The organism is Nostoc sp. DSM 114160, from assembly GCF_053470305.1.
Genome location: NZ_JBPFGO010000002.1, coordinates 1187912 through 1202697 on the forward strand (window position 1 = coordinate 1187912; position 14786 = coordinate 1202697).

General features: G+C 40.9%; 19 protein-coding genes and 2 pseudogenes. 16 read left to right on the forward strand and 5 right to left on the reverse strand.

The annotated features are described in order from the left end of the window. Window positions 1-117 precede the first annotated feature (117 nt). From NSTCB13_RS22140 to nblB, 5 genes are all read left to right on the forward strand, one after another. Window positions 118-1074, forward strand: coding sequence for an RNA polymerase sigma factor, RpoD/SigA family (locus tag NSTCB13_RS22140; RefSeq protein WP_322686662.1), 957 nt, complete (start codon window positions 118-120; stop codon window positions 1072-1074). Window positions 1075-1311: 237 nt separating this feature from the next. After that, complete coding sequence (locus NSTCB13_RS22145) at window positions 1312-1656, forward strand: DUF760 domain-containing protein (protein WP_322698271.1); 345 nt, start codon at window positions 1312-1314, stop codon at window positions 1654-1656. A gap of 518 nt (window positions 1657-2174) precedes the next feature. Continuing rightward, window positions 2175-2591, forward strand: a complete 417-nt coding sequence (gene mutT / locus NSTCB13_RS22150; protein ID WP_445630740.1) for an 8-oxo-dGTP diphosphatase MutT — start codon at window positions 2175-2177, stop codon at window positions 2589-2591. Window positions 2592-3101: 510 nt separating this feature from the next. Further along, a complete protein-coding gene (locus NSTCB13_RS22155) occupies window positions 3102-3566 on the forward strand; it encodes a CBS domain-containing protein (protein ID WP_322669771.1) in 465 nt (154 codons plus the stop codon). Between the two features lie 105 nt (window positions 3567-3671). After that, a complete protein-coding gene (nblB, locus tag NSTCB13_RS22160; RefSeq protein ID WP_445630739.1) occupies window positions 3672-4337 on the forward strand; it encodes a phycobilisome degradation protein NblB in 666 nt (221 codons plus the stop codon). 265 nt (window positions 4338-4602) lie between these two features. Here nblB and NSTCB13_RS22165 read toward each other — a convergent pair whose 3' ends face one another. Together NSTCB13_RS22165 and NSTCB13_RS22170 are read right to left on the reverse strand one after the other, a co-directional pair. After that, complete coding sequence (locus tag NSTCB13_RS22165) at window positions 4603-5283, reverse strand: PEP-CTERM sorting domain-containing protein (protein ID WP_445630738.1); 681 nt, start codon at window positions 5281-5283, stop codon at window positions 4603-4605. A gap of 504 nt (window positions 5284-5787) precedes the next feature. After that, the gene (locus NSTCB13_RS22170; RefSeq protein ID WP_448273803.1) at window positions 5788-6351 is read right to left on the reverse strand and encodes a DUF456 domain-containing protein; all 564 of its coding nucleotides are present in this window, start codon (window positions 6349-6351) and stop codon (window positions 5788-5790) included. A 155-nt stretch (window positions 6352-6506) separates the two neighbouring features. On the opposite strand from NSTCB13_RS22170, the gene NSTCB13_RS22175 reads away from it, so the two are divergent. After that, window positions 6507-7421, forward strand: coding sequence for a M48 family metallopeptidase (locus tag NSTCB13_RS22175; RefSeq protein ID WP_448267805.1), 915 nt, complete (start codon window positions 6507-6509; stop codon window positions 7419-7421). Window positions 7422-7621: 200 nt separating this feature from the next. Here the strand turns inward: NSTCB13_RS22175 and NSTCB13_RS22180 are convergent, their stop codons facing one another. Both NSTCB13_RS22180 and rpaB read right to left on the reverse strand, forming a co-directional pair. Then, window positions 7622-8263, reverse strand: coding sequence for a cofactor assembly of complex C subunit B (locus NSTCB13_RS22180; RefSeq protein ID WP_445630735.1), 642 nt, complete (start codon window positions 8261-8263; stop codon window positions 7622-7624). A gap of 200 nt (window positions 8264-8463) precedes the next feature. After that, window positions 8464-9192: a response regulator transcription factor RpaB gene (gene rpaB / locus NSTCB13_RS22185; protein ID WP_292866575.1), complete on the reverse strand. Its 729-nt coding sequence runs from the start codon at window positions 9190-9192 to the stop codon at window positions 8464-8466. A gap of 171 nt (window positions 9193-9363) precedes the next feature. Here rpaB and radA point away from each other — a divergent pair. From radA to NSTCB13_RS22200, 3 genes and pseudogenes are all read left to right on the forward strand, one after another. Continuing rightward, window positions 9364-10889, forward strand: a pseudogene (radA, locus tag NSTCB13_RS22190) (DNA repair protein RadA). 109 nt (window positions 10890-10998) lie between these two features. Continuing rightward, window positions 10999-11705, forward strand: a pseudogene (locus NSTCB13_RS22195) (Uma2 family endonuclease). Window positions 11706-11977: 272 nt separating this feature from the next. Next, a complete protein-coding gene (locus NSTCB13_RS22200; RefSeq protein WP_448273804.1) occupies window positions 11978-12253 on the forward strand; it encodes a hypothetical protein in 276 nt (91 codons plus the stop codon). 66 nt (window positions 12254-12319) lie between these two features. Here NSTCB13_RS22200 and NSTCB13_RS22205 read toward each other — a convergent pair whose 3' ends face one another. Next, the gene (locus NSTCB13_RS22205; RefSeq protein WP_448273805.1) at window positions 12320-12604 is read right to left on the reverse strand and encodes a hypothetical protein; all 285 of its coding nucleotides are present in this window, start codon (window positions 12602-12604) and stop codon (window positions 12320-12322) included. 122 nt (window positions 12605-12726) lie between these two features. On the opposite strand from NSTCB13_RS22205, the gene NSTCB13_RS22210 reads away from it, so the two are divergent. The 7 genes from NSTCB13_RS22210 (at window position 12727) to NSTCB13_RS22240 (ending at window position 14784) form a co-directional block, all read left to right on the forward strand. Continuing rightward, a complete protein-coding gene (locus NSTCB13_RS22210; RefSeq protein WP_448273807.1) occupies window positions 12727-12909 on the forward strand; it encodes a hypothetical protein in 183 nt (60 codons plus the stop codon). Further along, on the forward strand, window positions 12909-13130 hold the full coding sequence (locus NSTCB13_RS22215; protein ID WP_448273808.1) for a type II toxin-antitoxin system HicA family toxin: 222 nt from the start codon (window positions 12909-12911) through the stop codon (window positions 13128-13130). The genes NSTCB13_RS22210 and NSTCB13_RS22215 overlap by 1 nt, the downstream gene beginning before the upstream one ends. A gap of 312 nt (window positions 13131-13442) precedes the next feature. Next, the gene (locus NSTCB13_RS22220; RefSeq protein ID WP_448273809.1) at window positions 13443-13667 is read left to right on the forward strand and encodes a hypothetical protein; all 225 of its coding nucleotides are present in this window, start codon (window positions 13443-13445) and stop codon (window positions 13665-13667) included. Window positions 13668-13700: 33 nt separating this feature from the next. Beyond that, window positions 13701-13913, forward strand: a complete 213-nt coding sequence (locus tag NSTCB13_RS22225) for a hypothetical protein (protein ID WP_448273811.1) — start codon at window positions 13701-13703, stop codon at window positions 13911-13913. Beyond that, window positions 13900-14007 (forward strand): type II toxin-antitoxin system RelE family toxin, encoded by a 108-nt coding sequence (locus tag NSTCB13_RS22230; protein WP_448273812.1) that lies wholly within the window; start codon window positions 13900-13902, stop codon window positions 14005-14007. The genes NSTCB13_RS22225 and NSTCB13_RS22230 overlap by 14 nt, the downstream gene beginning before the upstream one ends. Window positions 14008-14374: 367 nt before the next feature. Beyond that, complete coding sequence (locus tag NSTCB13_RS22235; protein ID WP_448273814.1) at window positions 14375-14623, forward strand: UPF0175 family protein; 249 nt, start codon at window positions 14375-14377, stop codon at window positions 14621-14623. Then, window positions 14620-14784, forward strand: a complete 165-nt coding sequence (locus NSTCB13_RS22240) for a hypothetical protein (RefSeq protein WP_448273816.1) — start codon at window positions 14620-14622, stop codon at window positions 14782-14784. The genes NSTCB13_RS22235 and NSTCB13_RS22240 overlap by 4 nt, the downstream gene beginning before the upstream one ends. The last annotated feature ends 2 nt before the right edge of the window (window positions 14785-14786 follow it).

Here is a 14786-nt window from a genome sequence, read left to right on the forward strand (position 1 = left end):
AGTTGCAAACCATAGCACAGGTTCCCAGTCTGACTGGGTAGCACCCTAATAAATAAAGAAAGCATCTATCCCTTAATGACCCTACCGCCAACCCCATCATTACCAAAGAGTAGCGCCATGAAGACCGCTCAGACAGCCACAGACCTCGTGCGGACTTACCTGCGTGAGATTGGCCGCGTGCCACTTTTAACCCACGAGGAAGAGATTTTCTATGGTAAACAAGTGCAACGTTCCTGCGCTTTGCACGAATCAAGAGAATCTCTTGCCACCCAGCTAGGTTATCAACCGACTCTAGAAGAGTGGGCCAAAGCAACAAACCTAGAACCAGCAGAGTTAAACGAAGCGATCGCTGATGGTGAGATTGCCAAGCGTAAGATGGTAGAAGCCAATTTGCGGCTGGTAGTCTCCGTTGCCAAAAAATACATCAAACGCAACGTCGATTTATTGGACTTGATCCAAGAAGGTAGCATTGGTATGCAACGGGGCGTAGAAAAGTTTGACCCCACCAAAGGGTACAGATTTTCTACTTATGCCTATTGGTGGATTCGACAAGCTATTACTCGTGCTATAGCTGAAAAAGCTCGTACCATTCGGTTGCCGATCCATATTACCGAAAAATTAAATAAGATTAAAAAGGCACAGCGCCAATTGTCTCAAAAGTTGGGACGCGCTCCTACGGCTGGGGAGCTAGCTCAAGAATTAGAATTGACGCCCAAACAAGTGCGAGAGTATTTAGAAAAGGCGCGTTTGCCTCTTTCCTTGGATTTGCGGCTGGGTGATAACTACGACACCGAACTCGGAGAAATGCTGGAAGATCCAGGCGCTTCTCCCGAAGAGTTTGTTATGCAATCTTCTCTATCTTATGACTTAGATCGTCTGATGGGCGATCTCACGCCACAACAGAGGGAAGTAATCACACTGCGCTTTGGCTTAACTGATGGGCAAGCTCTGACTCTGGCTAGAATTGGTGAAATATTGAACATCAGTCGAGAACGAGTCCGACAAATTGAACGGGAAGCCTTAAGCAAACTTCGCAAGTCTAAAGCCAACATGGATGAATACTTGGCAAGTTAGTCATTTGTCATTAGTCATTTGTCATTAGTTATTAACAAAAGACTAAAGACCAATGACTACTGACCAATTGGTGAGAAAATACGCTGACTTTGGTACGGTTACACCTACTTCCACTCTGACGCTAGGCTGTTACATTAGTTGACAGGAAGACAAAATAACTAAGTCAAATCCAAAACAAACATTTAATATTCAAATCACAAGCACCGCAGCTAATAGTGGTAGTTAAGGAGCTAAAAAATGAGTAACCCATCCAATCGTGTCTCAGAATTTTTTAATAGCGAAGCAGAAACTAACGATTTACTATGGCAGTACGTTAAATCCTTAAGTCCAGAGACAGTTACCCAGCTATCCAAACCCACGTCTGCCGAAGTCTTTCAGGTGATGGAACGGAATATTACAGGACTATTAGGTAATCTACCTTCAGAACATTTTGGTGTTACTGTCACCACAAATCGGGAAAATCTAGGTAGGCTTCTTGCTTCTGCGATGATTAGTGGTTATTTCTTACGTAATGCCGAACAGAGAATGAACTTTGAAATGGCTTTACAAGGATCTGAAACTGACAACAGCGAAATTGACTAGAAATGTAAAATAAATTCAATATTGTTGGGTTGATAGCTAGTCAAGAGCTAGTCATAGTTACGGCAATACGAATTGAAAATAAGTCTCTGCGAAATCTTTGCCGCTAATTCTCAATCATGCATCAGCTAAGTTTTTTGAAAATATCCAAATAGTGACGAATTCAGGTTGAAATTTCAACGCAGAGGAACGCGGAGTCTTTGATTTCGCTTCTCTGTGAACTCCTGTAATTTTTTGATTAATTCAATCAATTATATGATGTCAGGCTAGTTAGTTAGAACTTGCGAACCTATGCAGAAAGCATAAAAATTCCTGCCCCCTAAGTCTCTGCGGTCTGAATAATAAGTCTTTAACCGGACACGATATTAGATAAAGGCTTATTTATAAATGATTAATGCACATTTGTGGATAAAGGAATAGTGCCAAATGACCTTTGCAATAAATCTAAACTCGGCAGAGTTACAACTAATCTGCCGAGTTTTGTTATTAGAAGTTAGTATCTCTTATCTCCCTATTCAACTATGAGTGAAATCAGTTCTTTCCCACCCCATAAAATCATTGGTGTTGCAGTAATTTGGAATGACCAAAACCAAATTTTAATTGACCGCCGTCGTCCAGAAGGAGCAATGGGTGGTTTGTGGGAATTTCCTGGTGGTAAAATAGAGCCTGGTGAAACCATCCAAGAATGTATTCAACGGGAAATTTCCGAAGAACTGGGAATAGTAATTGAAGTGGGAAAGCATCTGATTACTATTGACCACAGTTATACAAACTTGCGCGTTACCCTCACAGTACATCATTGCCGCCATCTTACAGGTGTCCCCCAACCTTTAGAATCCGATGAAATTCGCTGGGTAAGTTTGGAAGAACTGGAGCATTTTACTTTTCCGAAAGCAAATACTCAAATTATTGCTGCATTAAAAGGGACTGAGGGCTAGGAAAGAAGCAGAGGAGCATACTTCTCTACGAGAGGCTACGCCAACGACTGCGCTCAGTAACAGGGGAGCAGAGGAGAATAATCAATAACCAATGCCCAATACAACTCTTGGAGAGGCTGCACTTCTCTACGAGACGCTGCGCGTAGCTTGTTCCCCGGAGGGGTACGACTACGCTCAGTGACCACGCCAACGCTTCTCTACAAGACGCTACGCGTTAGCAGAGCTTTCGCTTTAGCGATACGCTCAGTACAAGTGCCCAATGACAAATGACAAATACAACTCTTGGAGAGGCTGCACTTCTCTACGAGACGCTGCGCGTAGCTTGCTTCCCCGGAGGGGTACGACTACGCTCAGTGACCACGCCAACGGCTTCGCTCAGTACAAGTGACAAATGACAAATGACAAATAACAAATAACCAATCCCGTAACAATCTATTAATTGCATCAGGTTGAGTCCCGCAATTTTCTACAATAGGCGCAGGGACTTTGATTTAAGGTGTCAGCAAATAAATGCCTAAAACCGTTGCCGATGTGATGAGCCGCGATCCTATTGTTGTCCGGGAGGAAACTCCACTCAAGGAAGCTATCCAAATTCTCGCAGAACGCCATATCAGCGGACTACCTGTTGTGGACGATCTCGGTAAATTGGTAGGCATTATCTCGGAAACAGATTTGATGTGGCAAGAAACTGGTGTTACTCCACCTGCGTACATTATGTTTCTTGATAGTGTTATCTATTTAAAAAATCCTGCTACGTATGACCGTGATTTGCATAAGGCTCTAGGGCAAACCGTCGGGGAGGTGATGAGTAAAAACCCGATCGCTATTTCCCCTGATAAAACTTTAAAAGAAGCAGCTACAATCATGCACGATCGCAGCGTTCACCGCTTGCCAGTACTTGATAGTACAGGTCAAGTAATTGGTATCCTGACTCGTGGTGATGTTATTCGGGCTATGGCTGCTAGTCAAGATTAGCCAATAATAGAGACGCGATGAATCGCGTCTGTACAAAATCCAAAAGTAGAGACGCGATGAATCGCGTCTGTCTTTTTTATACATTTGAAAATCAAGGATAACTAAATGAGTATTACTCCGGAGTCTGTTAAGCAATTGCTCAGTTCTGAGGATTTAGGCGATCGCTTACGTGCTGTAAATCAAATCCGCGAATTGGAACCTGCGGTTGGCTTTGAATTAATTCAAAGTGCTATTGGCGATCGCAATTCCCGTGTTCGTTACTCAGCAGTGAGTCAAATGGATACACTCGGAACCCAAGATTTGCAGATATCCTTGGATATCTTGCGCGATCGCTTGCTTCATGACTCCGAAGTAGATGTACAAGCAGCAGCAGCAGACTGTTTGGGCGCTCTCAAGTTAAGCGAAGCTTTTGAAGATTTACAGCAGCTTTATCATACAACCAGTGAATGGCTAATACAATTCAGTATAGTTGCTACATTAGGAGAGTTGGGCGATCCGCGAGCCTTTGAACTACTCAAAGAGGCACTCTCATCAGAAAACGAGTTAGTCCAAACTGCTGCTATTAGTTCTTTGGGTGACTTGGGAGATGTACAAGCAATTCCTCTCTTGGCTCCCTATGCTACCAACCCAGATTGGCAAATTCGTTACAGACTTGTACAAGCTTTGGCTCGTTTGGGTAATCCAGAAGCCAAATCTATATTAGAAACTCTGGCTAATGATGAAGTAGAAGCGATCGCAAGCGAAGCGAAACAATCTTTGCAGTCTGTTTAAGTCTATCTAATACCAATTTGAAAAAAGAATGCGACAAATAGACCATTTGTAGAGATGCGATGAATCGTGTCTTTATCCAAGAATGTGTTGCAATCATTAATTGAATTGGTATAAGGTTAAGAAAATTCAGCATTCATATAGATTTATCTGGCAGTATAAAAAATTCGACCTGGTTGGGAGAATTTTGCATTCCAGCCAGATCGAAATAGATTAATTAGAGTTACTTTTAGCAATTAAAAGTAACTTTTTTATATTTAGGATAGGACTATTGAATGACACTTTTGCGACGACGAGACATAATCATGCCAGCACCAACTAAACCTAAACCTAGCATTGTGGTTGGCTCAGGAACGCTAACTGCTTCGAGAGTTAAGTGGTAAGTGCTTGTAGCTCCAGAAAGAGAAGCACCCAAATTGCCACTCGCAATAGTTTTTCCATTGAAATTAAAGTTCCCTGTAATCCCATCCAATATTACGTCATTAATGTCAGTAGCCGATTTCCGAATTCTGGTAACTACAGAATCATCTAGATCAAAGGTAAGAAGTGCAGTAGTAGAACCCAGGGTTCGCGATCCGAAATTAATGAATGGAGTGTAAACCCCTGTAGAGTATGTAGCTTTTGTGGTTGTTCCGCTTGATGGTAGATTAGCTATCTTGGTTAAAGTTAGAGGGTTAATGGTAATACCTGCGCCTGGGTTTAAATTTGGTGAGAAGAATTTAAAATCACCATCAGTGTCAACACCATCAACATCGACAAATTTAATGGTAGTCTTAGCTGGATTGATTCCATCACTAGGAACGATAGATGTACCATTAAGACCAATACTCCCGTTCAGGGTTACAGCTTGAGCCGAACTAGCAGATGTGAAAATCCCAGCGGTAGTCAAGGGGATTGCAAAACTAGCAGCCAAAGTCGCGTTTACTAATTTAGATTTAAAATTAATCATGAGTGTTTGAGAGTCCTAATAATAACCTGGAACAGAGAAATTAATTGCTTGACTTTTACTATCAGTAATCTATTTAAAATACTGTCAGTGAAAGCTAAACTTGCGTGATGTATTTCTTATCTCCATAAAATCACATAGACTTAGAACCTGCAATATTTACTGAGTGGTCTTCATCACATCTTCAATTAACAAATAGTCTTCATAAAATTTTAATTTCTTACATATCTGCGCTTCGTATATCTCTTACTCTCTAGGGTTGAAATTATTGGCAATAGCTCCAGCTTCAAGAAAAAGTATTTACGTAAATATACTTATAATAATATATAAAAATACTATTAGCGGCTAAACTCTATTTTAGATAAATGGAGTATGAAGTGTATTTATAATCTTTCTAGTTACTAAATATTTAGTGAAACGGTTCCTCTCATAGAAGAAATGGGAGGAACCGCTGTATTTGTTTACTATAAATAGTCTTTTTGAATCTTTGTAACAAACAGCTAGTTGCTAGCTATTATCTCTGTTCTCAAATCTGTCAGATTTTTTAAATGCTAAGACCCCATATACCTGTGGCCAGGTTGTTATAACAAAAACTACAACTGCGGCGATCGCTAACAACCCTTGAATCAAATTTCCAACCAAAGACGCAACTACAATTCCTATACCTGCTTTAATCGCCAATCCAAATTCACGTCGGTAAAGGTACTCACCAATAATTGCTCCCAAAAGCGGGCCTAGTAAAATTCCTAACAATGGCCCCCCAAAAGGTAAAGTTGGCAATAATCCCAAAAATCCTACCACCAAACCAACAATTGCGCCAATTTGCCCCCACTTGCTAGCTCCAGCTTGTTTTGCTCCTACATAGCTAGCTAAAAAATCTACTCCGACACTGAGCAGTAAAACTATAATTGTCACAATTAGTGGAATCTTGATAGCTGCAAAGGAACTACTAACAATGCCCCAGACAATAATTGCAATTAAAATTAAGCTGCTACCAGGAATGGCTGGAACTACAGCACCAATAATACCCACAAGCATTACAGCAACTAATAGCCAATAAATAATTTGCATAGATTAATTGTAAATTTCCAAATTTTCTCATAAAGACGCACGTCCGTGCGCCCCTACTGTTTATTCTATCTGGGTAAGATAGCGAAAAATGCCTAGTACACTGTGGTGTAAGTTTGCCTAATGCTTCTAAACTGCTATTAAAAAGCTCAAAACCTATGACGAGAAAAATATTAACTGGACTAAGTTCGGAAGCCTACGAACACCCCTTTGATCGCAAAGCCTTGGCTTCTTTACAAAATATGCCCGGTGTCTCACTACTACTCAAAAAAATTAACGAATACGGTATCGATCGCCTACTTAGATTGCAAAGTCTTGGTAGTGAAATCAGAATTTCGCCCCGTAATTTTCCCGAATTACATCAAGCATTTGTAGAAACCTGCCAAATTCTTGATGTTGCTCCACTTCCTGAATTGTATCTATTTCGAGGCACAGGTCACATTCAAAGCTACATTGTTGGCGTGGAAAAACCCATTGTCGGTATCAATTTAGATGCAATGGAGTGGCTTGGCGTAGATGAATTGCTTTATGTTTTCGGACACGAAGTTGCTCGAATCAAGAGTCAGCATATGGTTTATCACCAAATGGCAATTGTTATGCCAACTTTGAAAAATTTGTTGAGCAGTACCACACTGGGAGTTGGTGGCTTGGTAGCTGGTGGAATGGAATTAGGTTTGTATAATTGGCGGATGATGGCTAGGTTCACTGCCGATCGGGCTGCAATGCTAGCTTGTCAGGATATTGACGTAGCAACTACTACACTGATGAAACTTGCGGGTTTACCAGATGAGTACTTGACTAGTGCTGTAATTGAAGATTTCCTCGTTCAAGCCCGTGAGTTTGCATCCAATAACTTTGATAGCGTGGATAAAGTCACTAAAATATTAAGCTATACAGAGCCTGGGCTTTCTTGGATAGTTATGCGGGCTGGCGAATTATTAAAATGGGTTGATTCAGGAGCTTATGATAATTTAATTCAACAGACAAATTTAAAGACAGCGGCAGAACTAGAAGAAAAAGAAGCAAAGACACTAGAAGAAAAGGAAGGGTGGAATTTTTTGACTTCTTGGTGAGTTAATAATTCGTAATACTTCGGCTCCCTTCTCTACGAGAGGCTGTGCCAACGACTTCGCTCAGGGCAAGACGCTCAGTACAAGTTCGTAATTCGTAATTAACTATAGATAGAAGTAAGTTAATTTGAGTTAATAATTACAAATTACGAGTTATTCTGACAGACGATCGGCCCAATTCTAGGTTAGGTTACTTGGTTGGATCAAATCGAACTAAGAGTAACGGCTAACTTATCAGCAATTCCTGCAATCCAGTTTTCATCTTGTTTGGTGTAACTTCGAGGAGCATTCGCTCCCAAAATTAATGCACCTTGGTTGCCAATAGGTTGACAAATTACACCTTGAGTATTTTCTGGTAAATAATCAAATTCAAGCCTACCTGGATATATTTTTAGAGCAACTAGATAAATCGGTTTTTGTTTTTCGAGTACCTGTTTTAAGATTACTCCTGGCACAACTTCAGATTTAGTACCCAGAATCCCGCGACGCAACAAAACTTTACCTTGATAAAAAACCACAAGCGATCGCGTTACTGTATTAGTCAACAATAAATGAGATGCCCAGGCTAGCTCTGTTTTCACGGTTTCGGGTAAATCTGGTGCGAGTACAAAACCTTCTTCTCCAATTAGTTCTACAGTATCAGGCGATCGCGGCTGAACTTGCTGCCAAATTAAACCTGTCAAAATTAACACCGCACTCAAAATCACGCCCACTACATCACCACGCGATTGAGACTGGGTTAATTCCGGTGTTAATAAACGGTTAATCAATAAAAGTACAGCGCCTAGCCCACCCACAACAATGGGCAGACGCCGCAAAACTCGATTAGGATCGGGTTTAGTCATTTGTCATTTGTCATTTGTCATTTGTCATTGGGCATGGGGCATGGAAAAGAGACAAGGTAGACAAGGAAGAGGGGGAAGACTTGGGAGAGATTTGTTCAATAATTCCCCCTTGTCCCCCTTGTCTCCCTGCTCCCTGCACCCCTGCCTCTTGTCCCCCTTGTCTCCCTGCTCCCCTGCTCCCTGCCCCCTGCCTCATCTCCTCACTCCTCTCCTGGTTCAATAATCCGCTGGAAAAGATAACCAGTACCCCGCGCGGTGAGAATCAATTCTGGGTTGCTAGGATCGTCTTCTAATTTTGCCCGCAAACGCGATATATGCACATCTACTACGCGGGTATCTACATGACGTTCTGGTGTATAACCCCATACTTCCTGCAAAATTTCCGAACGAGAAAAAGCTTCTCCAGAGCGACTGACTAACAACTCTAACAAGCTGAACTCCATACCCGTCAATCGAATCCGCTCATCGCCTTTGTAGACTTGTCGCTTATTCGTATCAATTTTAATATTCGCGACATGAATTACCCCAGAGCTGGGAATACCAGAAGCACCGTTTTTATCTACTCGCCGCAGCACCGAGCGAATCCGGGCTTCTAGTTCCTTGGGGGAAAATGGTTTAACTACATAGTCATCAGCACCCAATTCTAACCCGGTGATGCGATCGGCGACATCACCCAAAGCTGTTAGCATAATAATGGGGACATCTGATTCTTTTCGTAATTCTTGACATACACCATACCCGTCTAGCTTTGGCATCATTACATCCAAAACTACCAGGTCAGGCTCAGTTTTGCGAAAAGTATCCAAAGCTTCTTCCCCGTCGCCAGCGGTCACTACATCGTAGCCAATCATGGAAAGGCGTGTTTCCAAAATCCGGCGAATGCTGGCTTCGTCGTCTACCACCAAGATTTTTTCTTTATGGCTTTCCAAGTTTCTCTAGGCTCCTTGACTAAAAATTTACATGATTAATTTTTAATACCATAATATTAAGATATCATTCCATGAATTGATTTGGAAAAAGCTCTAAATACCACATATTATTAGTTTTTAGTTTTTTTCAAGAATTAAGTAAATATTAAGATTATTTAATAAGATTTAAGAATGGCAAAGCCAAAAACCTTTTTTGTTTGTAATGAATGTGGAGCAGAATCGCCCCAATGGTTTGGTAAGTGTCCAGCTTGCGGTACTTACAACTCTCTAGAAGAACAAATTTCGATTCAATCCTCAGTAGATGTACCCAGTCGGGGAGGAGTGAGTGGTTGGCAATCAACTCAAGGCAATGGCAAATCTCACGCTAAACCAGCTAAAGCGCGAGCCTCCTTAACATTTAACCAAATTACCGATCGCCAAATCGCTCGCTGGGAGTCTGGTTATGGAGAATTAGATCGAGTACTTGGAGGTGGGGTTGTCCCTGGCTCGATGGTGCTGATTGGTGGCGATCCAGGTATTGGTAAATCGACTTTATTGTTGCAAGTCTCTAATCAATTAGCACAGAAATATCGCATCCTTTACGTAACTGGTGAAGAATCAGGACAGCAGGTAAAATTACGAGCTTCTCGGTTGGGAGTATCAAAACCCCTAAGTATGGTAAATGAGGAGAAGGTAACAGTAGTAGTAGATACTACGATTTCTATAGACCCTGACAGTATAGGTGCAGATTTATATGTACTGCCAGAAACAGATTTAGAAGAAATTTTACGAGAAATAGACTCTCTCAAACCAAATGTGGCGGTAATTGATAGTATCCAAACAGTGTTTTTTCCAGCGCTAACTTCTGCACCAGGTTCAGTAGCTCAGGTACGAGAATGTACCGCAGCACTGATGAAAGTGGCGAAGCACGAAGATATCACCATGCTGATTGTGGGACACGTCACCAAAGAAGGAGCGATCGCTGGGCCAAAAGTTTTAGAACATTTAGTCGATACAGTATTGTATTTTGAAGGCGATCGCTTTGCTTCCCATCGGTTATTACGGACAGTCAAAAACCGCTTCGGCGCAACTCACGAAATCGGCATCTTTGAAATGGTGACAGATGGATTGCGAGAAGTCTCCAACCCCTCAGAGCTATTTTTAGGCAACCGTGACGATCCCGCACCCGGTACTGCGATTGTGGTTGCTTGTGAAGGCACTCGCCCGATCGTTGTAGAATTGCAAGCTTTGGTGAGTCCCACTAGCTACCCCTCACCCCGTCGTGCTGGAACTGGCGTAGATTACAACCGCTTGGTGCAAATTCTCGCCGTTTTAGAAAAACGGGTGGGAATTCCCATGTCCCCAAGTTGGATTCCTACGTTGCTTCTGCGGGTGGGTTGAATGTGGAAGAACCGGCGGTAGATTTAGGAATTGCGATCGCAATTGTCGCTAGTTTCCGCGATCGCATCGTCGATCCCGGTACAGTATTAATCGGTGAAGTTGGGTTAGGCGGACAAGTGCGATCGGTTTCCCAAATGGAACTGCGGTTGAAAGAAGCTGCTAAGTTGGGATTTAAAAGAGCGATCGTCCCTAAAGGACAAAAATTCCCCGATCTTGATATCGAGATTTTACCCGTTGCCAAGGTAATAGATGCGATTATTGCCGCCATCCCGCATCAAGAATTGACAGCCGACGATTTAGAACCCGATGAAGATTAATAAAGATAACGCGGGAGATGAGGGAGATGGGGGAGATGAGGGGACAACCAGACAAGGAGAATAACTCCTAACTCAACAGTCACTTTTACACACCAAAGAAAAACCCATCATGGCAACCCTCACTCAAGACTACAAAATCACTTGGGAAAAACTACCCGATGATTACAAACTCCCCGACGATCCAGTGGATAACATCAACCAACCAGCCTTAGCTGCTGCACTCACATAAAGCCTACTATTAGCCAGAAAAATTCCAGCTAACGCCCTAACAACAACTAATTACGGCATTTGTGCCACTCTAAACAACAAAATAGTCATTAAAGCTCCTGATTGGGCTTTCATTGCCAAAATTAATGTTAGTAGAGAAGAAGTAATACGCAGTTACACACCTCAATTACAAGGTGACATTCTCGTAATTGTAATGGAATTTGTTTCTGATACACAGGAGACAGAATATTCTATCAAAGCGACATATCCCCCAGGAAAATGGTTTTTCTACGAGCGCATCTTAAAAGTACCAAACTACATTATTTTTGAGCCAGACAGCGGCAGTTTTGAGATGTATCGCTTGCAGAATACAGAACAATACATTTTGCAAGAGCCTGATGAAAATCAACGCTACTGGATAGCAGAAATGAATCTTTATCTTGGGGTGTGGCAAGTACTCGTGAAAATCGCACAGCGAAATGGTTGCGGTGGTGGGATGAACAAGGAAACCTTCTACCTTGGGGAACAGAATTAGCCGAACAAGAACGCCAACGCGCCGAACGATTAGCAGCACAGTTGCGGGCTGCGGGAATTGAACCTGAAGATTAGACTTCTTGTAAATAATTAAAGATTGCTAGGTTTAGTTAAAAATTTGCTAAATCTAGCTTTTTTTTATAGCAATGAAATTTTAAATAACTCAAATTTAGCCTAATTTATTGATGCTAAAACTTGGGAATTATTGATAGAAATTTTTGAATTTATAGTTGACATGTATAATTTTATACATTAACATGAGACCATGATAAAGGCGATCGCCCAATCCCGCAAAAGATGAATGCGATCGCCCTTATCGGCCCCCTTATCAGGAGATAAATACAATCATGGCACAACCAGAAGATTCCGCCCAGTCAAAATTAGAACAGTTCTTAGGTGAATATTTAAATACACCTGCTCCCAAAGAATTTACTCAAAGCCCATTTCCCAAAAGAAAACCTATCAAGCATATATTGATAGGTTCTCTTGAAACCGTTACCAGTACCATTCACCATTTGCAAATAATTGGCTACGCTAGCGTAGGAGATTGGAGTCCACTGGTACCAACGGGAAGTCCAGATGAAGTAATGAGTATTCTAATCCGGCAAATCCCGATCCAATAACCCAAATGTAGAGACGTTGCAATGCAACGTCTCTAATTTTTCTGAATCCTGAATTCTGAATTCTGATTAGTTCCTATCCAATCCTTCTTCCTGGTTGCCTGTTTCATTAGATTTTTGTGCTTCATTAGCAATCATGCCATTGATGTAGCTAACAATTATCGCTAATTCTCCAATTGCTTCCAGTTCAGCAGCTTCTTCTGGTGTTTCAGAATCAGCAGTTTTTTTATCAACAAGTTCTTGCATTCGATCTGACATTTCATCTGTAATTTTAAACAGATAAAGTTTATTGACTTTTTGAAGTTGAATACCATTCTCTAGCCAGGATGAAGGTTTAGCTACTGCGATCGCCATAAGTTTATTACAATTGAATACACTGCTTATTGTAGGCTCCATCGACATTGCTTAAAGTCTACCTTGTTAAACACCAGGAATGAGACAAATCAAAATTATCGTTGAAAAACATTCTGACGGTTATGTTGCTTATCCTTATTGGTATAAAAGGGGCTGTAGTTGGTCAAGGAAACACTTATGAAGAAGCCTTAGCCGATGTCAAGTCAGCTATTCGCTGCTATATCGAGATATTTGGCAAAGAAATGCTTGAAGATGACTCACCAGTAATCGAAGCTTTTCTGACAGAAGCAGAGGTGGCTATTTAATGCCCAAGTTTCCTGTAGATGCTCCAAAGAAAAGAGTTATCAAAGCATTTGAGTTATTAGGGTTTCGCATTGTTCGGGAACGCCAACATATTGTTATGGTGCCGCAGATACCATTAGTAATGCCTAATCAATCCCAAATTAAATCAGGGACATTAAGATCGATTTGCACTCAAGTAGCTATCTCGCGGGATGAATTCTTAACAGCCTATGAGCAAAGTTGAGTAAAGAGCTAAATGTAGATATATTGCATACAAAGTTTATACATTAACCTTGGCAAAAACTGATATTTATGATGTGCCAAAATAAAATATCAGTGAAACTACGGTTTTGACCAATGGTGTGGAATTTGGGGCAGCAGTTGTTTGGTGGACGCTACATAATTGAGAGAAAATTAGGCGAAGGTGGCATAGGCCCCCGATCGCAATTGGCTGGCGGCCGGAGATAGTAGCGGAAATATCAAAATTTGGCAACGCAGCTAGTTGTAGAATAACAGCGTCACAATAATATTAGAACTAGCAGGCGATCGCAACAACATGAAAGCATACGAATTTCCAGCGAATGTCACTACCGAAGGCAAAATAGAATTACCGGATGTGATTTTGCAACAGTTAGTAAATAAACAGCAGGTAAAAGTAATTATTCTTGTCAATGAACCCACAGAAGAAGAACAAAAAAAAGCAGCTTGGCATCGTCTTGCAGCAGAACAATTATTAAAAGGCTACAGCGACGAAGATGATGCTATCTACGACACGATTTAAGCAATGCAAAATTATTAATCTGAACTCATAAAAATGCTAGAAATAACCAAAAATTACGTCATGGACGAAAATCAGCAACCTATTGCTGTACAAATTCCCATAGCTGACTTTGAGAAAATTGAAGAAATCTTAGAAAATTATGGCTTAATCCAGCTAATGGCAGATTCAGAAGACGATGAACGTCTCGCTAAAGATGAAGCCTGGAAATATTACCAATCATTAAAACAAAATAATGTGGAAAGTTGAATATACTAAAAAGTTCTTAAAAGAATTAGCAGATTTACCACAAGATATGCAAGCTAGGATTGAACCAATCGTCTTTCAAGAACTCGAATCATAAAACCCCTTTGATTTAGGCTATTTGCAAAAAATGAAAGGCTATGATGATAAATATAAAATTCGCGTAGGTGATTACAGAATAGGTATTAGTCTTGACAAAGAGACACAAACATTAATTTGTCAAAGAGTCGCACATCGTAAAGATATTTATAGAAATTTTCCTTGATAGAATCTGTTTGATACTGTTTCTTTGTGAAGCTGCGTCAAATCCTAACTTTTTTTCAACGCAATAAAATAGTAAGTGGAACTTGCAAACAATTAATACAGCACTTTTGAGATAAGTGAGGTACACCAATTTTAGGGATGCTTTTTAAACTTTGAATTTGATTCAATTGCTGTACCTCATAAACATCAAATCTGCTGTATATATGAGCGTCATTATATCCGATGAAACCTTAAATGCCTGTGGGATGACCGCAGCCGAATTTAAGCATGAAATTGCATTGCTATTGTTTGAGTCTGGTAAATTGCCTTTAGGACACGCCAGCAAGTTAGCAGAAATGGATAAAGTACAGTTTCGACAGCTGCTCAAAGAGCGCAAAATTCCGCTTTACTCTTATGATATAGAAGATTTTGAACTCGATTTAAAAAACTTGCGAGAGTTAGGCAGGTTGTGATTGTAATTAGTGATACCTCGCCAATCATCAACCTAGCTGCAATAGATCAATTAGACTTACTTAGGCAACTATATAATACAATCCTGATTCCGCAAGCTGTTTATCAAGAACTAACAGCTACAGATGTACCTAGTGCAATTGAAGTGCAAACGTTGAAATGAAT